Origin of the sequence: Klebsiella sp. 2-CIP_Kleb. (assembly GCF_050378715.1) — a bacterium.
Classification (GTDB): Bacteria; Pseudomonadota; Gammaproteobacteria; order Enterobacterales; family Enterobacteriaceae; genus Klebsiella; species Klebsiella quasipneumoniae.
The window spans coordinates 1,476,248-1,496,148 of sequence record NZ_JBNRLG010000001.1 but is presented as its reverse complement, the minus strand read 5'-3'; the positions used below and the strand labels follow the sequence as shown (position 1 = coordinate 1,496,148).

The window sequence follows — 19,901 nt, the reverse complement described above, 5'->3', positions numbered from 1 at the left end:
GCTCCTGAAAAGAGATGCGCTATTGTGCTTTTTTTGATTTGAGAAATAAAATTGATTTATTGCATCTATTCATGAATTAAAAAGATGAATTACTCTCTGCGTCAGTTAAAAGTATTCGTTACCGTTGCCCGCGCCAGGAGCTTTAGCCGGGCGGGGGAGATGATTGGCTTAAGCCAGTCGGCCGTCAGTCACAGCGTCAAGGAGCTGGAGCATCAGACCGGAGTCCGTCTCCTTGACCGTACCACCCGGGAGGTGGTCCTCACCGAGGCGGGTCAGCAGCTGGCAGGCAGGCTGGAGCGTTTGCTCGATGAGCTTGCGGTGACGCTGCGCGATGCCGGTCGGGTAGGCCAGCAGCTGAGTGGCACCGTTAAGGTCGCCGCCAGTCAGACGATTTCCGCCCACCTTATTCCGCAGTGTATTGCTCACAGTAATCGACGTTATCCTGATATCGATTTTGTGCTGCACGACCGGCCCCAGCAGTGGGTCCTGGAGAGTATTCGCCAGGGAGAAGTGGATTTTGGCATCGTGATTGATCCGGGCCCGGCGGCCGATCTGCAGTGCGAGGTGGTCCTGGCGGAACCTTTTTTGCTGCTCTGCCGGGAGGATCATCCTTTTGCCAGCCTGACTGAAGTGCCATGGCAGGCGCTACAGGATGAGAGACTGATCCTGCAGGACTATGCTTCCGGCAGCCGTCCGCTGATTGATGCGGCGCTCAGCAGGCTGGCTGTCCGGGCGAACATTGTGCAGGAGATTGGCCATCCGGCAACGCTGTTTCCGATGGTGGAATCGGGAATTGGCATCAGCGTACTGCCGGCGCTGGCGCTGCCGTTACCGCAGGGAAGCCATCTGGCGGTAAAGCGACTGGCTCCGGTAATGGAGCGGCAGCTGATGCTGGCATGCCGGAAAAACCGCTCGCTGTCGACCGCCGCCCAGGCGTTATGGGAAATCGTGCGAGAAGAAGGGGGCAATCTCACCGCCGCCAGGGTTGAAGATCCGCTGTATCAGCGTTGATCGCGGTTTATCGCCACGGGGAAGCTCGTGGCCGGGGCTGTGTTCCACGCATAGCAAAAAGGCGCCTTTAGGGCGCCTTTTTACATTGGTGGGTCGTGCAGGATGACTCGACTTCGCCTCGCCCTTCGGGCCGTCGCCGCAAGCGGCTCCGTTGTCTCACTGCGTTCGACCCGAACCTGCTGCAGGTTCGAATCGTTGAGTTCGGCGCATAGCAAAAAGGCGCCTTTAGGGCGCCTTTTTACATTGGTGGGTCGTGCAGGATTCGAACCTGCGACCAATTGATTAAAAGTCAACTGCTCTACCAACTGAGCTAACGACCCGAAGTGGTGGGTGATGACGGGATCGAACCGCCGACCCCCTCCTTGTAAGGGAGGTGCTCTCCCAGCTGAGCTAATCACCCACTTCGGTACTTCACATTTTGACAGAAAATTCAGCTGGCGAGAAAGTGGTGGGTGATGACGGGATCGAACCGCCGACCCCCTCCTTGTAAGGGAGGTGCTCTCCCAGCTGAGCTAATCACCCACTTCTCAATTTTCTGTTCTACACGGCGGAGACTACGTTAAGTAGTGGTGGGTGATGACGGGATCGAACCGCCGACCCCCTCCTTGTAAGGGAGGTGCTCTCCCAGCTGAGCTAATCACCCCCGCTGTGTGGAGTCGCATTATAGGGAGAGTTGAAAATGAGTCAACGCCTTTTCTAAAGAATTCGTTCGTTCGTCGTAAAATTAAACAAAGCGATCGTAAAACCGGCGTCATAGCATGATTTATAAACAAAAATGGCAAACCGCGACGTTCCGACGGGAACAACATTGAGGAATCAGCCCACGGTGTTAGAATATTGACCCATAATTTCCACCGGACATTGCCGTCTATCGGCATCTTTATTAAACGTAAGGCCAATTCATGAAAATCAAAACTCGCTTCGCGCCAAGCCCAACCGGCTATCTGCACGTTGGCGGTGCGCGTACTGCTCTCTATTCCTGGCTTTTTGCCCGTAACCACGGCGGTGAGTTTGTACTGCGTATTGAAGACACCGATCTCGAACGCTCCACCCCGGAAGCAATTGAAGCCATCATGGATGGCATGAACTGGCTGAATCTGCAATGGGACGAAGGTCCCTATTACCAGACCAAACGTTTCGATCGTTATAACAACGTGATCGATGAGATGCTGGAAGCCGGTACCGCTTATAAATGCTATTGCTCGAAAGAGCGTCTGGAAGCGTTGCGCGAAGAGCAGATGGCGAACGGTGAGAAGCCGCGTTACGATGGCCGCTGCCGCCATAGCCACGAGCATCATGCCGACGATGAGCCGTGCGTGGTGCGTTTCGCCAACCCGCAGGAAGGGTCAGTTATTTTTGACGATCAGATCCGCGGACCTATCGAGTTCAGCAACCAGGAGCTGGACGATCTGATCATTCGCCGTACCGATGGTTCCCCGACCTACAACTTCTGCGTCGTCGTGGATGACTGGGACATGGCGATCACCCACGTGATCCGTGGTGAAGATCATATCAATAACACGCCGCGCCAGATCAACATCCTTAAAGCGCTGAACGCGCCGGTGCCGGTATACGCGCACGTATCGATGATTAACGGCGACGATGGCAAGAAACTCTCCAAGCGCCACGGGGCGGTCAGCGTGATGCAGTATCGCGACGATGGCTACCTGCCGGAAGCGTTGCTTAACTATCTGGTGCGTCTGGGCTGGTCCCATGGCGATCAGGAGATCTTCACCCGCGAAGAGATGATCGAGTTCTTCTCGCTGGGGGCGGTCAGCAAATCCGCCAGTGCGTTCAACACCGACAAGCTGCTGTGGCTGAACCATCATTACATCAATACGCTGCCAGCGGAGTATGTGGCGACCCATCTGCAGTGGCATATCGAGCAGGAAAATATCGATACCCGCAACGGTCCGCAGCTGGCCGAGTTGGTGAAGCTGCTCGGCGAGCGTTGCAAAACGCTGAAAGAGATTGCCCAGAGCTGCCGCTACTTCTATGAAGAGTTCGCTGAGTTCGACGCCGACGCGGCGAAGAAACATTTGCGTCCGGTAGCGCGTCAGCCGCTGGAGGTCGTCCGCGACAAGCTGGCGGCGATTAGCGACTGGACGGCGGAAAACGTCCACCACGCGATTCAGGCAACCGCTGATGAGCTGGAAGTGGGCATGGGTAAAGTCGGTATGCCGCTGCGCGTGGCCGTTACCGGTGCTGGGCAGTCTCCTGCGCTTGACGTAACCGTCCATGCAATCGGCAAGTCCCGTAGCGTAGAGCGTATCAATAAAGCGCTGGCTTTTATCGCTGAGCGCGAAGGCCAGGCGTCCTGACGGGGACGTAGATGATATAACGGCAGGATATACTCCTGCCGTTTTTTTTGTCTGTTATACCGGGCTGGCGATGCCGAGGCGGGCAAGAAAACCGCTAATCCCTTCCCGGGCCAGCAGGTCGCGGAGCTGCAGCTGTTCTGCCGGAGTCATCAGTTGCAGGGTTTCTGTGATTTGCCGCCAGATCGCGTCCGCCTCATTGACCAGGTAAGCGCCTGGCGATTCCGCGAGATGATTGTCGCTAAAAAGATGGCGTCTGGCGGGAATGTTAGTCAAAAACTCACGCACCGGTTGGTCGATGACCACCAGTCGCGCTCGTCCCCCTTTAACGCCGGGTATCGCTTCTGTGCGCCATTTCTTCTCCCGAACCCAGCGATTGATCGTTTGTCTGGCCAGCCCCAGGCAGTCGGCAAGCTCTGCGGGCGTCATTTTATCTTTTAGTTTCATCATGGTTTACCGATCGCGGATCCCTAACCGAAGCAGTAACCCGGTGATCCCCTCGCGCAGCAACAGCGACATAAGCTGCTTCTGCTCGCTGGGGGTGAGTTCTTTACAGAGGGTCAGCAGCAGCGATTCCAGATCGCTGTCGTGGGGAGAATAGGTGCCGGGCGTCTCCGCCACGCGCTGGGCGCTGCGGATAAACTCCCTGACTTGCTCATTGACATGGACCAGGCGCGCCTTGCCGCCCTGGACGCCAGGCCGCGGAGAGGTCTGCCAGCCTTCTTTCCGCACCCACTTATTGATAGTTTGCCGACTGTAGCCGGTCAGATGGGCGATTTCTTCAGGTGTCATTCGTTCCTTGAGCATACTATTTCCTGAGTAAATGTATGGGAATTAGCTGTCCATGTTATAGCATCCTTTTACTGGAAAAGGTGACCTGTTTAACTTCTGGCTGCGATAAGGCTCGCAATGTCAGCAGGTTGCCTGCTTTTTCAGCGATTGAATCGAGAAGGATAATTTTGCCGTTGACACCTGAGCGAGGAATTCATATTATGCCGCCCGTCAACACGACACGCTTTACGTTACGGGGCTATAGCTCAGCTGGGAGAGCGCTTGCATGGCATGCAAGAGGTCAGCGGTTCGATCCCGCTTAGCTCCACCAAATTCTGCACCCAGCGGATTTGGTTCGTAAAGAGGTCCTGTGGGGCTATAGCTCAGCTGGGAGAGCGCTTGCATGGCATGCAAGAGGTCAGCGGTTCGATCCCGCTTAGCTCCACCAAAATTCAGAACCCTCGCTTCGGCGGGGGTTTTTGTTTTTATCTATTTTCATGTAAAGCATTTTCTGCTTAAGTCAGTTAATCTCCAGCAATTAAAATCGAAAGTAATTTCAGACTTTTTCCTGATAAATCACCTTGCCTGCCCTAAATAAGCAACATAACATTTCCCCCATTAAACGTAATGAGGTTGCCGGAGTTTTAATTAACAATAATGGTTGATAAAATTAACATTAATATCAAAAAAACTCTGTTGGCCTTTATCGTCTGTTTAGTCGCTATTCCGCTGGCTCGTTTTATTTCACCGCAAACGGTTATTGATGGCAATCTTATTTATATTGCCTGGCTGCCCATTAGCGTGATGTTTTCTGTTATTTTTATCTTTGGCCGCTATGCGATTGCGCCATTAATCCTCGCATTTGCCATCACCAATTGCTTTCTTATTAAATTAACGCTACCGCAGGCGCTTATCTTACTCTTTTGTCAGCTGTTTGCGGTGTTCTTCTCCTGCGCTATTCTAAGACTGATGGTGGGTAAGCGCTGGCGCTGTGGCCCGACGGCAAAACATATGGGAGCGCGGATCTTCTGGGGCGGCTTCTTCGCGCCGGTGCTGCTGAAACTCACCATGTACCTTGCCGGGCAATATTTTGCTTTTCCCTTATCTATTACCAGCTATTTTGGCAGTATGCCATTGATTTATACCGTAATAGATATTCAAAGTTTAATCAGCGCGGCATTAATTTTTACCACTTTTTTATATTATCCAATGCGGATGATTATCAATCCACGCTACGCCCGACGTTTCTGGCGGCAGGAATGTTTACCGTGGCTGGCAGCAAAATATCGTTCCTTTACGCTATATTGGTTTATTGCGCTGGCGGTGATATTAACGCTATTGTGTGCGCCGTATCAGTCTGAATTTATTGCCGGTTATTTAGTTCCGGTGATTTTTATCGTCTACTTTATCGGGATTAGCCGAATTGGTCATGCGCTGCTGCGTATTTCATGGTCGGTCTCGGCTTTTTTACTGGTGGTGTATAACAAAAACTTTCTCCAGGGCGTCCAAAGCGAGTATTCATTATCCTTTGTGCTCTCAGTGCTGATCTCCTTTACTATCTGTTTGTTTTATATGGCAGACACCTATGCCCGTAGCGACCGCAATAAACGCCGCTGGCGTAGTCAGGCGGAAGAAGATCCGCTGACTGGCTTGCCTAACCTGCGCGCGCTGGAGAGCCATTTACAGAGCTGCCCGCAGCAGGTTATCTGCAGCCTGCGTATTCATAATCTCGACTTTCTCAGCAGGCATTATGGCCTGATGATGGGGGTGGACTGTAAACGGCAGATAATTCGGGCGCTGCAACCGCTGCTGGGGGCGGCGGATAAAGTTTTCCAGGTGCCGGGCAGCGAACTGATCCTCGTGCTTGACGGACCGGAGCCTTCGTCCCGTTTGCACCATATGGTCGCGGTTCTCAACCACAAAAAATTCAGCTGGCACAATCAGCCGCTGGATCTGGAGTTTGGCGCGGCCTGGGGCCGCGACGACGGTCAGCGCGAGGGTCTTCACCAGATGCTGGGTCAGCTAAGCTGGCTTTCCGAACAGGCGGGCAGCGAACGTCGGGTGCTGGCCCTGGATGAGGAGCAGGAGCTGGTGGTGGATCAAACCACCGAACAGGTGCGCCTCCTCATGCGCGTCAAGCAGGTGCTCAAAGAGCGGGCGCTGATGCTCTATGCGCAGCCGATTCATAACAGGGAAGGGGAGGGATATCATGAGATCCTCACCCGCATGCGCTGTGGCGATAGCGTCATTATGCCCGATCAGTTTATCCCGTTGATTGTGCAGTTTAACCTCAGCCAACGTTTCGACATGCTGGTGCTGGAGACCTTGTTCAGCGTGCTTCATCAGCACCCTGGCCAGCGATTCTCGGTCAATCTGCTGCCTGCAACTCTAATGCAAAAGGACAGCGCCGCGCAAATTATCGCGCTGTTTCAACGCTATGCGGTCTCACCAGGCCTTATCACTATTGAAGTCACTGAAGAGCAGGCCTTTTCCAATGCCGACATCAGCCAGCAAAATCTTGAAGCGCTGCGCGCGTTTGGCTGTGCCATCGCCATTGATGACTTTGGCACCGGGTATGCGAACTATGAACGACTGAAGCATCTGCAGGCCGATATCATCAAGATTGACGGCTGCTTCGTTCGCGACATCCTCACTGACCCGCTGGATGCCATTATGGTGAAATCGATTGTTGAGATGGCGCGGGCGAAACAGATGAGCGTGGTGGCGGAATATGTCGAAAGCGAACCGCAAAAAGCGCGCTTGCTGGAGCTGGGGGTGAATTATCTGCAGGGCTACCTGGTGGGCAAGCCCCGGCCGCTGGGCGAATGACGGGTAAAAAAAAGCCGGGCATTGCCCGGCTCAGAGGACTGGCGCCTGTTACAGAACCAGAGCCGCAATTGAAGCAGACAGTACGCTGACCAGCGTGGAGCCGTAAACCAGCTTCAGACCGAAGCGTGAAACCACGTTGCCCTGTTCTTCGTTCAGACCTTTAATCGCCCCGGCGATGATGCCGATAGACGAGAAGTTGGCGAAGGAGACCAGGAATATAGAGATAATGCCTTCCGCACGCGGGGAGAGCGTCGAGGCGATTTTCTGCAGATCCATCATGGCGACGAATTCATTGGAGACCAGCTTGGTGGCCATAATACTACCCACCTGCAGCGCTTCGCTTGCCGGCACACCCATCACCCAGGCGACCGGGTAGAAGATATAGCCAAGGATCCCCTGGAAGGAGATGCTGTAGCCGAACCAGCCGGTCACGGTAGCGAACAGGGCGTTCAGCGCGGAGATCAGCGCGATGAAGCCGATCAGCATCGCCGCCACGATAATCGCAACTTTAAAGCCCGCCAGAATGTATTCGCCCAGCATCTCGAAGAAGCTTTGACCTTCGTGCAGATTCGACATCTGCAGATTTTCTTCACTCTCTTCCACGCGGTACGGGTTAATCAACGACAGCACGATAAAGGTGCTGAACATGTTGAGCACCAGCGCCGCGACGACGTACTTCGGCTGCAGCATGGTCATATACGCGCCGACGATGGACATCGATACGGTGGACATCGCGGTCGCCGCCATGGTGTACATACGGTTGCGCGACATTTTGCCGAGAATATCTTTATAGGCAATAAAGTTTTCCGACTGGCCGAGGATCAGCGAGCTGACGGCGTTGAAGGACTCCAGTTTGCCCATGCCGTTGATTTTCGACAGCACGGTACCGATGGCGCGGATAACAATCGGCAGGATGCGAATATGCTGCAAAATACCGATCAAAGCGGAAATGAAGACGATAGGGCACAGAACCTTAAGGAAGAAGAAGGCCAGACCTTTGTCGTTCATGCTGCCGAACACGAAGTTTGTCCCTTCGTTGGCAAAGCCGAGAAGTTTTTCAAACATCTCGGAGAAGCCTTTCACAAAACCCAGACCAATATCGGAGTTGAGGAAGAACCAGGCCAGCAGGACTTCAATGACAAGCAGTTGAACAACATAACGAATACGGATCTTTTTACGGTCATGACTGACCAACAGGGCCAGTATAGCCACCACAACGATCGCGAGGACAAAATGCAAGACGCGGTCCATAGTTGCTCCAAATATGAGGCAGGTTAAATTTCCGTGCACATTCTATGCAACGGCTTTAAAGAAAACGAGATCAATTGCACACTATTGCAAGGAACTGTGACCAATGGCAAAAATAGTGATCAAACATCCACTTTTGTTATGTTACGTAAAGGTTTTAAAAGTTGCATTCTTGTACTACTCTTAATATTTGGCGCGATCGGGTTTTCTGACGCCCTTTTCCATATCCGGCCAGCAATTGTTCCCTCCTATCACAGCAATTATTATCTCCATTCTAAATGAACTTGATAATCATTCGCATTTTGATAGCATGAAACATAGCAAAGGCTATATTTCCAGAGGCAGAAGATGACTAGCAGTCGCGTTGAGAATAGCAGTAGTCGCGCCGCGCGCAAGGTGAAGCTCGCCTTAATGGGGCCCGCTTTCGTCGCTGCCATTGGCTATATCGATCCGGGTAATTTCGCCACGAATATTCAGGCTGGCGCCAGCTTTGGCTATCAGCTGCTGTGGGTCGTAGTATGGGCCAACCTGATGGCGATGCTGATCCAGGTGCTCTCTGCCAAACTGGGCATTGCCACCGGTAAAAACCTGGCCGAGCAGATCCGCGACCATTACCCGCGCCCGGTCGTGTGGTTTTACTGGGTACAGGCGGAAATCATCGCCATGGCCACCGATCTGGCCGAATTTATCGGCGCTGCGATTGGCTTTAAGCTGGTGCTGGGCGTATCGCTTCTGCAAGGGGCGGTGCTGACCGGGGTGGCGACCTTCCTGATCCTGATGCTGCAGCGGCGCGGGCAAAAACCGCTGGAGAAGGTGATTGGCGGCTTGCTGCTGTTTGTTGCCGTCGCCTATGTCGTTGAATTGATCTTTTCCCAGCCCGCGCTGGCTCCCCTGACCAAAGGGCTGGCGATCCCTACGCTGCCCAACGGCGAGGCGGTATTCTTAGCCGCCGGGGTGCTGGGGGCCACTATTATGCCGCACGTGATCTACTTACACTCCTCGCTTACCCAGCATCTGCACGGCGGGACGCGAAAAGAACGCTATAACGCGACCCGCTGGGATGTGGCGATCGCCATGACCATTGCGGGGTTCGTTAACCTGGCGATGATGGCGACCGCCGCGGCGGCATTCCACTTCAACGGCCATACCGGCGTCGCCGATCTCGATCAGGCTTACAGAACGCTTGAGCCACTGCTGAGCCACGCGGCGGCGACTATCTTTGGCCTCAGCCTGGTCGCTGCAGGTTTATCCTCGACGGTGGTGGGGACTCTCGCAGGCCAGGTGGTCATGCAGGGCTTCATCCGCTTTCATATTCCGTTGTGGTTTCGCCGGGCGGTCACCATGCTGCCGTCGTTTGTCGTCATTCTGCTGGGACTGGATCCAACGCGTATTCTGGTGATGAGTCAGGTGTTGCTCAGCTTTGGTATTGCGCTTGCCCTGGTGCCGCTGCTGATATTTACCAGCAATGCAAAGCTAATGGGAGACCTGGTGAATACCCGTTGGGTGAGAGGCATCGGCTGGGCGATAGTCGCCATTGTGGTGAGCCTGAACGGCTGGTTAATTGTGGGATCGCTGCTCGGGGTGGATTGATGACTTCCTGCTGCGGAATAAAGCAAAGGGGAGCCGATGGGCTCCCCTTTTCGTCTGTTAGTGATGGCCATGTCCATGACCGTGACCGCGTCCGCCGGGACCACGTCCCCAGCCGCCGCGATGGTCGTCGCGGTCGCTCCAGCCCGCGCGATAGCCGCGCTCCCAGGCTTTATCTCTGCCTTTGTCCCAGCCGCGGTGCCAGCCGTTGTCATGACGATGCCAACGGTTATCACGCCATTCATAGTGACGACGCCAGTAATCACGGTCGCGCCAGCCGCCACCGTCCCAGTAGTTACCGTAATTGTCACGATCGCCTATTTGTAATTTTACTGATGGCAGCAGGGTGATTTCACCAGCGTTAGCGACTAGTGGCGCTGCGGCCAGCAGTACTGCTGCCAGAATCAGTGACCTGAACATACTCTTCTCCTTCACGATCGGGGCCGTAAGCGGCCTGTTAACCTGATATTACGGGCCGGTAAAGACCCGTCGCATCGGACGAACTCCGAAAGCGCAGAAAAGAGCACTTTTTGCTAAAGTAACATTTGCTTTACAGCGCCAGGATGGCATCAATCGCCGCGCACTCCCCGGCGCTGAAATGACGGTTTTTCAGCATCCCTACCGCATCATCCAGCTGGGCGGTTTTGCTGGCGCCGATCAGCACGGAGGTGACTTTCTCCTCGCGCAGCACCCAGGCCAGCGCCATCTGCGACAGCTTCTGCCCGCGGGCTTCCGCCAGCGTATTCAGCTGACGAATTTTTTCTAATTTGGCGCGGGTCAGCTGCTCCGGCTGCAGAAAACGACTGCTGCTGGCGGCGCGTGAGTCTGCCGGAATGCCGTTAAGATAGCGGTCGGTGAGCTGCCCGCCGGCCAGCGGTGAAAACGCTATACTTCCCACCCCTTCGGTCTGCAAAAAATCCAGTAATCCCTCTTCCACACCGCGTTCAAACATGGAGTAGCGAGGCTGGTGAATGACGCAGGGGGTGCCGAGGTCGTTAAGGATTTTCACCGCTTCTCGCGCCAGGGCGAGCGGATAGTTAGAGAGGCCGACGTACAACGCTTTACCCTGGCGGACAAGATGATCGAGCGCGCGCATCGTTTCCGTCAGCGGTGTCTCCGGGTCCGGGCGGTGATGATAAAAAATATCGACATACTCCAGCCCCATGCGCCGCAGGCTCTGGTTCAGACTGGCCACCAGGTATTTGCGTGAACCCCAGTCGCCGTAAGGGCCGTCCCACATGGTGTAACCCGCTTTGGTGGAGATGATCAACTCATCGCGATAGGGCAGGAGGGCCTCTTTAAGGATGCGGCCAAAATTGCTCTCCGCCGATCCCGGCGGCGGCCCATAATTATTGGCCAGGTCGAAATGGGTAATGCCGAGATCAAACGCGTGCAGGAGCATCTGCCGGCTGGTTTCCACCCGCGTTTCATCGCCAAAGTTATGCCACAGACCGAGAGAAATCGCCGGGAGCTGAAGGCCGCTGCGCCCGCAGCGACGATAGGCCATCGTTTGATATCGCGTGGTGCTTGCCTGGTAAACCATTCTTCCTCCGCAGATAAAACAAGTTGTGTATACGTTTACACTAATCAATGTTTTGCGTGGAGTACACCGCTTTTTGGGCGTAACTATTGCTTTACACCGGCTTTATCGTCCCCCTTCTGGACAGGCGGATCGCTTATTCAATACTCAAATTACACCTGCACCAAAATGAGGATAATGGACATGCAACCGACCTACACTATTGGGGATTATCTGCTGGATCGCCTCGTTGACTGCGGTATTGACCGCTTGTTCGGCGTACCAGGAGATTACAACTTACAGTTTCTCGATCGCGTCATCGCGCACAGCGCCTTGGGGTGGGTCGGCTGCGCCAACGAGCTGAATGCGGCCTATGCTGCTGACGGTTACGCACGGATTAAGGGGGCCGGCGCGTTATTAACAACCTACGGCGTCGGCGAACTAAGCGCCCTGAACGGCGTGGCGGGAAGCTATGCGGAGCATATTCCGGTATTACATATCGTCGGTGCGCCCTCCACTGGCGCTCAGCAGCGCGGCGAACTGCTGCATCACACCCTGGGTGACGGCGATTTCCGCCATTTTGCGCGAATGAGCGAGCAGATCACCTGTAGCCAGGCGCTGCTGACCGCTGGCAACGCCTGCCATGAGATCGACCGTGTTCTGCGCGATATGCTGACGCATCATCGACCCGGCTATCTGATGTTGCCGGCCGATGTCGCCAGAGCGGCAGCGATCGCCCCAGCGCAGCGCTTGCTGGTGGAGGCCGCTCCGGCGGATCAAAACCAGCTCGCCGGATTCTGCGAACATGCCAGCTGCCTGCTGCGGGGCAGTCGACGCATTTCCCTGCTGGCAGACTTCCTCGCGCAACGCTATGGCCTGCAGAACACGCTCCGGGAGTGGGTAGCGAAAACCCCCGTCGCCCACGCCACCATGCTCATGGGCAAGGGGCTGTTCGATGAGCAGCAGAGAGGTTTTGTCGGCACTTACAGCGGCATCGCCAGCGCGCCGCAGACCCGGGAGGCTATCGAAAACGCCGACACCATCATCTGCATTGGTACGCGCTTCACCGACACTATCACCGCAGGGTTCACCCAGCATCTGGCGCGGGAGAAGACCATTGAGATCCAGCCCTTCGCCGTCAGGGTGGGCGATCACTGGTTCAGCGGCGTGCCGATGGATCAAGCCCTGGCTGCGCTGATGTCCCTTTCCGCACCGCTGGCGGCGGAGTGGGCGGCGCCTCAGGTCGTGGCGCCGGAAGTGGAAGAGGAGGGCGAAGGCGAGTTAACCCAGAAGAATTTCTGGTCGACAGTGCAGGATGCGCTGCGCCCCGGCGATATTATCCTCGCCGATCAGGGGACGGCGGCATTTGGCATCGCGGCGCTTAAGCTCCCCTCTGAGGCATCGCTGATCGTCCAGCCGCTGTGGGGATCGATTGGTTTTACCCTCCCGGCCGCCTATGGCGCGCAAACCGCGGCGGCAGAGCGGCGGGTGGTGCTGATCGTCGGCGATGGCGCCGCCCAGCTGACGATTCAGGAAATGGGCTCTATGCTGCGCGATAAACAAAAGCCGCTTATTCTGCTGCTGAATAACGAAGGGTATACCGTAGAACGGGCGATTCACGGTCCGGAGCAGCGCTACAATGATATTGCCCTGTGGGACTGGCGGCGCCTGCCGGAAGCCTTCGCCCCGGACGTTGCCTCGCGCTGCTGGCGGGTTACGCACACTGCTGAGCTACGGGAGGCGATGGCGGAGAGTATCACCTCCGATACTCTCACCCTGGTGGAAGTGATGCTGCCGAAAATGGATATCCCCGATTTCCTGCGCGCGGTGACGCAGGCGCTGGAGGAACGAAACAGCCGCGTTTAGTCGGTATGGTGTCTGGCAATCATTAAGGGCCTCCCGGCCAGCAGCAGCCAGGCCGGGAGCATCACAATGCACAGCAGCGGCAGCAGCGTGGTGTCCGGAACCACCACAGCGGCCATAAACAGGCTCAGCCAGCCGTCGCGGGTGACGACCAGCACCATGCCGAGGATCGCGCAGGAGACGGTAATTGCCGCCGGCACGGCGTCCACGTGGGCATGCAGCATCAGCCCCAGCGCCACGCCGACGAAGACCGCGGGGAAAATCCGCCCGCCGCGAAAGCCGCAGGCCGAGGCGAGAACCAGCGCAGCCAGTTTGACCAGCGCAATGAGCAGATAATCCGAGGCGGTCAGCGTCTGGCTGAAGGCCAACTGCTGCATCTCATCCAGCCCCTTAAACAGCGTTAAATGTCCGCCAATGGTTCCAAGGATCCCTAACAGCAAGCCGCCGAGGCCCAGCGTCAGGATTGGGTTTTTCAGGCGATGCATCAGCGTGTGCAGGCGCGGCAGACACCAGACGGCGACCATACCGACAGCGATAGCGATCAGGGCGACGATCATGCCGCTGACGATATCGACGAAGTGCATCTGGCTATAGTGCGCGATCGGCAGCGTGAAGTGGGGGTGGAAAAACAGCCCGGTCGTCAGCGCGCCCGCGGCGGCGGCAAGCATCGGGGCAAACAGACGATCCCACAGCGGCGACTCGTTGCTGCTGTTCAGGGTTTGCGAAAAAATCAGCGCGGCGGCCACCGGGGTGCCGAAGAGGGCGCCGATGGTGCCTGAGGCCGCGAGAATGGTCCAGTCCAGAGAGCTGACCCGGGGGAACAGTCGGGAGCCGACGGCGACGGCCAGCGCAATATTCACCACCATAATTGGATGCTCCGGGCCCAGGCTGACGCCGCCGGCGAGGCCAAGGATCAGCGCCGCCAGCAGCCCGGGCAGCGCGCCGGTGGCAATAGGCGCGCCGATTAACGACTCGGTCGCCGGGTCCGGCCCGGCGTGCCCCGGGCTGTAACGGACGACCAGGCCCACCGCGATCCCCGTCGCCGTGAGAATGGCGATGATCCACAGCGGGTTGTCGGCGCTCACCCCAAACTGCACAGGCAGATTGCTCCACAGGATGCGCTGCAGCAACGCGGCAACTTTCATCGCGCCGATCAGGATCAAACTGGAGGCGATGCCAATCAGGATAGCTGGCACCGACAGGATCAGCATTGTTCTGGCGCGAGGATGGAGCATGAAAATGTCCTTGTTAAAGTTCAGGAGCACTACTTTGCCTTTGTCGACGGGGACCGTCGATGCAAATGGTGCTGAAACGATAAAGTTAAGGCGGCGTCTGATACCCGTGGCCTCGTTAATAGGCTACTTTGCATTGATTACAAACTAAATGTGACCTGTGTCGCTAAACAAGGGGCGTCCGCGAGTTGGACGTTGTTGTTAAGCCGCCATGAATTTACAGTGTGCCAAAAGATTTATTTTGACTTTAGCGGAGCCGTAACGGAATGACAAAATTTGCTTTAGTAGGAGATGTCGGGGGGACCAACGCCCGCCTGGCGCTGTGTGATCTGGCGAGCGGAGAGATCTCTCGTGCAAAGACCTATTCCGGGCTCGATTACCCCAGTCTGGAGGCGGTGGTGCGCGTCTATCTCGAGGAGCATCAGGTGACCGTCAGCGAAGGCTGTATCGCCATCGCTTGCCCGATCACCGGCGACTGGGTGGCGATGACCAACCATACCTGGGCCTTCTCCATCGCCGAGATGAAGCGCAACCTTGGCTTTGCGCACCTGGAGATTATTAACGATTTCACCGCCGTTTCAATGGCCATCCCGATGCTGAAAGCTGAGCACCTGATTCAGTTCGGCGGCAGCGCGCCGGTAGCTGGCAAACCGATCGCCGTTTATGGCGCCGGAACCGGGCTGGGCGTAGCCCATCTGGTGCACGTTGATAAGCGCTGGGTCAGCCTGCCTGGCGAAGGCGGCCATGTCGATTTTGCGCCGAACAGTGAAGAAGAGGGCATTATTCTGGAAGAGCTGCGCGCTGAACTGGGGCACGTCTCCGCAGAACGCGTGCTCTCGGGGCCTGGTCTGGTCAACCTCTATCGCGCGATAGTCAAATCGGATGGTCGACTGCCGGAGAACCTGCAGCCGCGTGAGGTCACCGAGCGGGCGCTGGCGGATAGCTGCACCGACTGTCGCCGGGCGCTGTCGCTGTTCTGCGTCATTATGGGGCGCTTCGGTGGAAACCTGGCGCTGACCCTGGGGACGTTTGGCGGCGTGTATATCGCCGGCGGCATCGTGCCGCGCTTCCTGGAGTTCTTTAAAGCCTCCGGCTTCCGCGGCGGTTTTGAGGACAAAGGCCGATTTAAAGCCTATGTCCAGGATATCCCGGTTTACCTGATCGTGCATGACAACCCAGGCCTGCTGGGCTCCGGCGCGCATCTGCGTCAGACGCTGGGTCAGGTGCTGTAAGCGCATTCCTCCCGGGCTACCGCCGTAGCCCGGCAAGGCGGGGCTCCCCGTCGTCTACAGATTCATCAGCTGGCGAAACTCTTTCACTTTACTGCGACTGACCGGAACCTGAAACTCCAGGTCGCGCAGGCGTAGCACGTAGGTATTGTTAAACCATGGCTCAATTTCACGAATTTTGCTGAGATTCACACAGTACGAGCGGTGACAGCGAAAGAAATGTGCGGTGGGCAGTTTGCTGCAGAATTCGGTAATGTTCATCGGCATGACGAAAGACTCCCGGCGAGTGTAGACGAAGGTCATCTTCTCGTGTGCCTCTGCATAATAGATATCATGGATACTGGTGACGATGATCCGCTCATCTTTTATCAGATTGATGGTGTCGTTTTCCCGAGGCGCCGCGCTGGCTAGCCCGGAGGCGGCGTTATTTTGCTGCTGCCAGGCGGCGGTCAGCTTCTGCAGCATATTGATGATGCGCGACTCCTGGTAGGGCTTGAGGATGTAGTCAAACGCCTCCAGCTCAAAGGCTTCCACGGCGTGTTCTTTCCACGCGGTGATAAAAACGATAAAAGGCTTATGGGCGAACTGGCTGATGTTCTGCGCCAGCAGAACGCCGTCCAGCGACGGAATATTGATATCGAGAAAGATGGCGTCGACCTTGTTGTGCTGGAGAAATTTCAGCACGTCCAGGCCGTCGTCAAAGCTGCCGACGATCTCCATCTGGCTGTGGGTATTGATAAGCCAGGAGAGCTCCTGTTGGGCCAGAAACTCATCCTCCACAATGATAACTTTCATCTTTTCTCCGCTCATGACAACAGAGACTCCGTCAGCGCCTGCGGCGTAGAGTGATTGGGGACATAAAAGGCGATTTCCGTTCCTGGCGTCAGGGTGCGGATATGCAGCCCCTCGCCGTAGAGCAGTTTCACCCGATGATGAACGTTGAGCAGGCCGATTTTGTTACCTGGCATTTCATCGGCTTCCACGCGGGCGACCACGGCGGGATCGATGCCGTTGCCGGTGTCGCGAACGCTGATGCGAACCCGATTGCCGCACTCATTGATGCCGATCGTCACCACCCCTTTCCCTTTACATGGCTGAATGCCGTGCACAATGGCATTTTCCACCAGGGGCTGGATAAGCAGGCTCGGGATCACGCAGCTGACGTCGTCGTCAATATCATAGATGACCGTCAGTTTGTCGCCGAATCGCGCCTGTTCAATGGCGATGTAATCTTTGATCTGATACAGCTCTCGTTTGATATCGATCTGCTCATCGTCTTTTAATTCGATGTTATAGCGCAGATAGCGCGACAGATTAAAAATGAGCTGGCGCGCGGTGTCCGGATTAAGGCGAATCGAGGAGGAGATCGCGTTCAGGGCATTGAATAAAAAGTGTGGGTTAATCTTGCTTTGCAGAGCGCGCAGCTCCGCTTTGTTGGCCATCTCCCGCAGCTGTTCGGCGCGGGAAACCTCCAGCTGGGTGGAGATGATTTGTGACAGGCCTATCGCCATCTCCTGCAGCGTCGAGGTGATGCGATGGGCGTGGCAGTAATAGATTTTTAGCGTGCCGGTGACCACCCCCTTTTCCCACAGCGGGATGATCATTAAGGAGTGGATCTCCGGCGTGCGGTGGGCTTCGTCATTGTTTTTTATAATGATCTTTCCATAACGAATGGCCTGTCGGGTGGTGGGGCTGATGACATCGTCATGGTGTTGATAGTTGGCTTCACCGACGCCCACGTAGGCCAGCACGTGTTCCGTATTGGTGATTGCCACCGCGTCGGCGGTAATGTCGCGGCGGATGATGTCGCAAACCTGGCGCAGAGAATCGCTGTTGACCTGACGGAACAGCGGCAGGGTTTTGTTGGCAATGTCGAGCGCCAGTTTCGCCTGCCGCGCGGCGCTGGCCTCCTTTTCCCCTTCCACGCTCTGCACCAGCAGCACGATAAAGCCGATGCAGACGCTGCCAAGGATCATCGGGATACCAATTTTCGAGACGATATCCAGGCCGAGGCTCAGAGAGGGCGCCCAGACTATCACCAGGATCATGGTCAGGGTCTCGCAGACCATGCCGGCCAGAATGCCGATTTTCCAGCGTTGATCGCGGGCCACCTTGCGGTTAATCAACCCCGACAGCAGACCGGCGATGATGCTGGTGATAAAGCAGGGTACGGCGGTCACGCCGTCAATATCAATCAGATAGCGGTGCACACCGGCAATCACCCCGACAATGGCTCCCACCCATGGGCCAAACAGGATCCCGCCGGACATCACGGCGATGATGCGCACGTTTACCAGCGATCCTTCCACCGGCACACCGGACCAGGTACTGAAGAGCGCGAACAGCGAGAAGATGGCGGTGACAGCCAGCAGCTCTTTCGGCGTATGCGCTGATTTATGCAGCAGTTCGCGGAACAGGCGCAGGCGAATAAGGAAAAACAGGCAAATAAGCATCAGGGCCGCACGATCATAGACCGCCAGCATCATAGTAAAGATTTCGTGCATGGGTGCGCCGCGTCAGTGGCCAGAAAAGAACATGATAAAAAACCTGACGACAGAAGACCAGCCGCAGAAAAATAATGAGGAAAAGACGCACTTTTAAAAGGGGATTGATTGGTGGGGGGCGATGTACCGCTAGACAGCAGGGGAAACGATAAATACCGGTGATAGAAAAGATATCAATATGTTACCACTTGCATACAAAACGGTATTCATCCCGCGGCGTACTGCCGTATTTAGCGCAGACGATACCCGTTTTTAACGCCAGTGATTATTTTTCGTCAGGGCTCTCGACAACGTGTTTTTTTTCAGGTTATTTTCTAAACGAGCCGCAACAGCGGCAGCGTCGCTCGGACGGTCCGGGCGCTAACGTTAATCAGAGGAACCTATGGCTGAATCCAGTCCTGAACGCCGTTTTACGCGTATCGATCGTCTCCCCCCGTACGTTTTTAATATTACTGCCGAACTGAAAATGGCTGCGCGCCGGCGCGGCGAAGATATTATCGATTTCAGTATGGGCAATCCCGATGGCGCGACGCCGCCGCATATCGTGGAAAAACTCTGCACCGTCGCGCAGCGGCCTGACACCCATGGTTACTCAACTTCGCGGGGGATCCCACGCCTGCGTCGCGCTATTTCGCGCTGGTATGAAGAACGCTATAACGTCGATATCGATCCGGAATCGGAAGCGATTGTCACCATTGGTTCGAAAGAGGGGCTGGCGCACCTGATGCTGGCGACGCTGGATCATGGCGATACCGTGCTGGTGCCGAACCCCAGCTATCCGATCCATATCTACGGCGCGGTGATTGCCGGGGCGCAGGTGCGCTCGGTGCCGCTGGTGGAAGGGGTGGATTTCTTTAACGAACTGGAACGCGCCATCCGCGAGAGCTATCCGAAGCCGAAGATGATGATCCTTGGCTTTCCCTCGAATCCGACCGCGCAGTGCGTCGAGCTGGATTTCTTTGAAAAGGTTGTCGCCCTGGCGAAGCAGTATGACATCCTGGTCGTCCACGATCTGGCCTATGCCGATATCGTGTATGACGGCTGGAAAGCGCCCTCCATTATGCAGGTGCCTGGCGCGCGCGATGTCGCCGTCGAGTTCTTTACCCTGTCGAAAAGCTATAACATGGCCGGCTGGCGAATTGGCTTTATGGTCGGCAATAAGACCCTGGTGAACGCGCTCGCCCGCATCAAAAGCTACCATGACTACGGCACGTTTACGCCGCTGCAGGTGGCGGCGATAGCGGCCCTGGAGGGCGATCAGCAATGCGTGCGGGATATCGCGGAACAGTATAAGCGCCGCCGCGATGTGCTGGTGAAAGGGCTCCACGAGGCCGGCTGGATGGTTGAGTGTCCGAAGGCGTCCATGTACGTCTGGGCGAAAATTCCGGAACCTTATGCCGACATGGGCTCGCTGGAGTTTGCGAAAAAGCTGCTTAACGAAGCGAAGGTTTGCGTCTCTCCGGGGATTGGCTTTGGCGATTATGGCGATACCCATGTCCGCTTCGCGCTGATCGAGAACCGGGACCGGACGCGTCAGGCGATCCGCGGCATCAAGGCGATGTTCCGCGCGGATGGCTTACTGCCCGCCGCGAGCTAGCGCTTCGGCGAATACGCTATAACAAAAACGGGAGCCTGTGGGCTCCCGTTTTTTTGACACCGCTGCAGTCTAGATCATCAGGGCAAAAGTACCGGCCCAAACGATGACCATAAAAGAGAGACCCATAAAGAAGTATTTCACGACTCATCACTCCACGCGCTTATACGACGTTCAAATGAATTAATTGTTCTGT

Annotated in this window: 16 protein-coding genes, 6 tRNA genes and 1 other RNA gene; 9 read left to right on the top strand and 14 right to left on the bottom strand. The window is 56.0% G+C overall.

The genetic code is table 11. From position 1 onward, the window contains the following. The first annotated feature begins 84 nt into the window (after positions 1 to 84). The gene (locus tag ACQUTP_RS07260) at positions 85 to 1,011 is read left to right on the top strand and encodes a LysR family transcriptional regulator (protein WP_064187540.1); all 927 of its coding nucleotides are present in this window, start codon (positions 85 to 87) and stop codon (positions 1,009 to 1,011) included. 86 nt (positions 1,012 to 1,097) lie between these two features. Here ACQUTP_RS07260 and ACQUTP_RS07255 read toward each other — a convergent pair. The 5 genes from ACQUTP_RS07255 to ACQUTP_RS07235 form a co-directional block, all read right to left on the bottom strand. After that, positions 1,098 to 1,233: non-coding RNA, RtT sRNA (locus ACQUTP_RS07255), on the bottom strand. Between the two features lie 22 nt (positions 1,234 to 1,255). Continuing rightward, positions 1,256 to 1,331 (bottom strand) — tRNA-Lys (locus ACQUTP_RS07250). Between the two features lie 4 nt (positions 1,332 to 1,335). Beyond that, positions 1,336 to 1,411, bottom strand: a tRNA-Val gene (locus ACQUTP_RS07245). Between the two features lie 46 nt (positions 1,412 to 1,457). Then, a tRNA-Val gene (locus tag ACQUTP_RS07240) sits at positions 1,458 to 1,533 on the bottom strand. A 45-nt stretch (positions 1,534 to 1,578) separates the two neighbouring features. Beyond that, positions 1,579 to 1,654, bottom strand: a tRNA-Val gene (locus tag ACQUTP_RS07235). Positions 1,655 to 1,913: 259 nt separating this feature from the next. On the opposite strand from ACQUTP_RS07235, the gene gltX reads away from it, so the two are divergent. Then, positions 1,914 to 3,332 (top strand): glutamate--tRNA ligase, encoded by a 1,419-nt coding sequence (gene gltX / locus ACQUTP_RS07230; protein ID WP_004202014.1) that lies wholly within the window; start codon positions 1,914 to 1,916, stop codon positions 3,330 to 3,332. 54 nt (positions 3,333 to 3,386) lie between these two features. Here the strand turns inward: gltX and ACQUTP_RS07225 are convergent, their stop codons facing one another. Continuing rightward, the gene (locus ACQUTP_RS07225; RefSeq protein ID WP_057216533.1) at positions 3,387 to 3,779 is read right to left on the bottom strand and encodes a MerR family transcriptional regulator; all 393 of its coding nucleotides are present in this window, start codon (positions 3,777 to 3,779) and stop codon (positions 3,387 to 3,389) included. A 3-nt stretch (positions 3,780 to 3,782) separates the two neighbouring features. After that, on the bottom strand, positions 3,783 to 4,136 hold the full coding sequence (locus ACQUTP_RS07220; RefSeq protein ID WP_004202017.1) for a YfeC-like transcriptional regulator: 354 nt from the start codon (positions 4,134 to 4,136) through the stop codon (positions 3,783 to 3,785). Positions 4,137 to 4,355: 219 nt separating this feature from the next. Here ACQUTP_RS07220 and ACQUTP_RS07215 point away from each other — a divergent pair. The 3 genes from ACQUTP_RS07215 to ACQUTP_RS07205 all read left to right on the top strand — a co-directional run bounded on the left by ACQUTP_RS07215 (position 4,356) and on the right by ACQUTP_RS07205 (position 6,929). Further along, positions 4,356 to 4,431: transfer RNA gene (locus ACQUTP_RS07215), tRNA-Ala, on the top strand. 41 nt (positions 4,432 to 4,472) lie between these two features. Next, a tRNA-Ala gene (locus tag ACQUTP_RS07210) sits at positions 4,473 to 4,548 on the top strand. 209 nt (positions 4,549 to 4,757) lie between these two features. Then, positions 4,758 to 6,929: an EAL domain-containing protein gene (locus ACQUTP_RS07205; protein WP_080841613.1), complete on the top strand. Its 2,172-nt coding sequence runs from the start codon at positions 4,758 to 4,760 to the stop codon at positions 6,927 to 6,929. Positions 6,930 to 6,977: 48 nt separating this feature from the next. Here ACQUTP_RS07205 and nupC read toward each other — a convergent pair whose 3' ends face one another. Beyond that, entirely contained in the window at positions 6,978 to 8,180 is a 1,203-nt protein-coding gene (gene nupC, locus ACQUTP_RS07200; RefSeq protein WP_012540950.1) for a nucleoside permease NupC, read from the bottom strand. Positions 8,181 to 8,525: 345 nt separating this feature from the next. Between nupC and ACQUTP_RS07195 the strand changes: the two genes are divergently transcribed. Continuing rightward, the gene (locus tag ACQUTP_RS07195) at positions 8,526 to 9,767 is read left to right on the top strand and encodes an Nramp family divalent metal transporter (protein WP_004202021.1); all 1,242 of its coding nucleotides are present in this window, start codon (positions 8,526 to 8,528) and stop codon (positions 9,765 to 9,767) included. A 57-nt stretch (positions 9,768 to 9,824) separates the two neighbouring features. On the opposite strand, the gene ACQUTP_RS07190 is transcribed toward ACQUTP_RS07195, so the two are convergent. Then, complete coding sequence (locus tag ACQUTP_RS07190) at positions 9,825 to 10,184, bottom strand: DUF2502 domain-containing protein (RefSeq protein WP_004202022.1); 360 nt, start codon at positions 10,182 to 10,184, stop codon at positions 9,825 to 9,827. Between the two features lie 130 nt (positions 10,185 to 10,314). Further along, entirely contained in the window at positions 10,315 to 11,307 is a 993-nt protein-coding gene (locus ACQUTP_RS07185; RefSeq protein ID WP_128335711.1) for an aldo/keto reductase, read from the bottom strand. A 180-nt stretch (positions 11,308 to 11,487) separates the two neighbouring features. Between ACQUTP_RS07185 and ACQUTP_RS07180 the strand changes: the two genes are divergently transcribed. Then, complete coding sequence (locus ACQUTP_RS07180) at positions 11,488 to 13,149, top strand: alpha-keto acid decarboxylase family protein (RefSeq protein WP_130944536.1); 1,662 nt, start codon at positions 11,488 to 11,490, stop codon at positions 13,147 to 13,149. On the opposite strand, the gene ACQUTP_RS07175 is transcribed toward ACQUTP_RS07180, so the two are convergent. After that, complete coding sequence (locus ACQUTP_RS07175) at positions 13,146 to 14,381, bottom strand: ion channel protein (protein ID WP_043520431.1); 1,236 nt, start codon at positions 14,379 to 14,381, stop codon at positions 13,146 to 13,148. The genes ACQUTP_RS07180 and ACQUTP_RS07175 overlap by 4 nt on opposite strands. Before the next feature lie 263 nt (positions 14,382 to 14,644). On the opposite strand from ACQUTP_RS07175, the gene glk reads away from it, so the two are divergent. After that, positions 14,645 to 15,610 carry a glucokinase gene (glk, locus tag ACQUTP_RS07170; RefSeq protein ID WP_004202027.1) on the top strand — a complete coding sequence of 322 codons (966 nt, stop codon included), beginning with the start codon at positions 14,645 to 14,647 and terminating at the stop codon, positions 15,608 to 15,610. 54 nt (positions 15,611 to 15,664) lie between these two features. On the opposite strand, the gene ACQUTP_RS07165 is transcribed toward glk, so the two are convergent. Beyond that, positions 15,665 to 16,402, bottom strand: coding sequence for a LytR/AlgR family response regulator transcription factor (locus tag ACQUTP_RS07165; RefSeq protein ID WP_004202028.1), 738 nt, complete (start codon positions 16,400 to 16,402; stop codon positions 15,665 to 15,667). Positions 16,403 to 16,413: 11 nt separating this feature from the next. Next, positions 16,414 to 18,111: a sensor histidine kinase gene (locus tag ACQUTP_RS07160; protein WP_285755142.1), complete on the bottom strand. Its 1,698-nt coding sequence runs from the start codon at positions 18,109 to 18,111 to the stop codon at positions 16,414 to 16,416. Between the two features lie 382 nt (positions 18,112 to 18,493). On the opposite strand from ACQUTP_RS07160, the gene alaC reads away from it, so the two are divergent. Then, complete coding sequence (gene alaC, locus ACQUTP_RS07155; RefSeq protein ID WP_004202031.1) at positions 18,494 to 19,708, top strand: alanine transaminase; 1,215 nt, start codon at positions 18,494 to 18,496, stop codon at positions 19,706 to 19,708. A 69-nt stretch (positions 19,709 to 19,777) separates the two neighbouring features. Here the strand turns inward: alaC and ypdK are convergent, their stop codons facing one another. Then, positions 19,778 to 19,849 carry a membrane protein YpdK gene (ypdK, locus tag ACQUTP_RS07150; RefSeq protein ID WP_099119320.1) on the bottom strand — a complete coding sequence of 24 codons (72 nt, stop codon included), beginning with the start codon at positions 19,847 to 19,849 and terminating at the stop codon, positions 19,778 to 19,780. Between the last annotated feature and the right edge of the window lie 52 nt (positions 19,850 to 19,901).

What these genes read in the sequence shown, in the direction of transcription:
- glk (WP_004202027.1), top strand. Translation starts at nt 14,645, where the DNA reads ATGACAAAATTTGCTTTAGTAGGAGATGTCGGGGGGACCAACGCCCGC.
- ACQUTP_RS07180 (WP_130944536.1), top strand. Translation starts at nt 11,488, where the DNA reads ATGCAACCGACCTACACTATTGGGGATTATCTGCTGGATCGCCTCGTT.
- ACQUTP_RS07260 (WP_064187540.1), top strand. Translation starts at nt 85, where the DNA reads ATGAATTACTCTCTGCGTCAGTTAAAAGTATTCGTTACCGTTGCCCGC.
- ACQUTP_RS07165 (WP_004202028.1), bottom strand. Translation starts at nt 16,402, where the DNA reads ATGAAAGTTATCATTGTGGAGGATGAGTTTCTGGCCCAACAGGAGCTC.
- ACQUTP_RS07175 (WP_043520431.1), bottom strand. Translation starts at nt 14,381, where the DNA reads ATGCTCCATCCTCGCGCCAGAACAATGCTGATCCTGTCGGTGCCAGCT.
- ACQUTP_RS07195 (WP_004202021.1), top strand. Translation starts at nt 8,526, where the DNA reads ATGACTAGCAGTCGCGTTGAGAATAGCAGTAGTCGCGCCGCGCGCAAG.
- ACQUTP_RS07205 (WP_080841613.1), top strand. Translation starts at nt 4,758, where the DNA reads ATGGTTGATAAAATTAACATTAATATCAAAAAAACTCTGTTGGCCTTT.
- ACQUTP_RS07220 (WP_004202017.1), bottom strand. Translation starts at nt 4,136, where the DNA reads ATGCTCAAGGAACGAATGACACCTGAAGAAATCGCCCATCTGACCGGC.
- ACQUTP_RS07185 (WP_128335711.1), bottom strand. Translation starts at nt 11,307, where the DNA reads ATGGTTTACCAGGCAAGCACCACGCGATATCAAACGATGGCCTATCGT.
- ACQUTP_RS07190 (WP_004202022.1), bottom strand. Translation starts at nt 10,184, where the DNA reads ATGTTCAGGTCACTGATTCTGGCAGCAGTACTGCTGGCCGCAGCGCCA.
- nupC (WP_012540950.1), bottom strand. Translation starts at nt 8,180, where the DNA reads ATGGACCGCGTCTTGCATTTTGTCCTCGCGATCGTTGTGGTGGCTATA.
- ACQUTP_RS07225 (WP_057216533.1), bottom strand. Translation starts at nt 3,779, where the DNA reads ATGATGAAACTAAAAGATAAAATGACGCCCGCAGAGCTTGCCGACTGC.
- alaC (WP_004202031.1), top strand. Translation starts at nt 18,494, where the DNA reads ATGGCTGAATCCAGTCCTGAACGCCGTTTTACGCGTATCGATCGTCTC.
- ACQUTP_RS07160 (WP_285755142.1), bottom strand. Translation starts at nt 18,111, where the DNA reads ATGCACGAAATCTTTACTATGATGCTGGCGGTCTATGATCGTGCGGCC.
- gltX (WP_004202014.1), top strand. Translation starts at nt 1,914, where the DNA reads ATGAAAATCAAAACTCGCTTCGCGCCAAGCCCAACCGGCTATCTGCAC.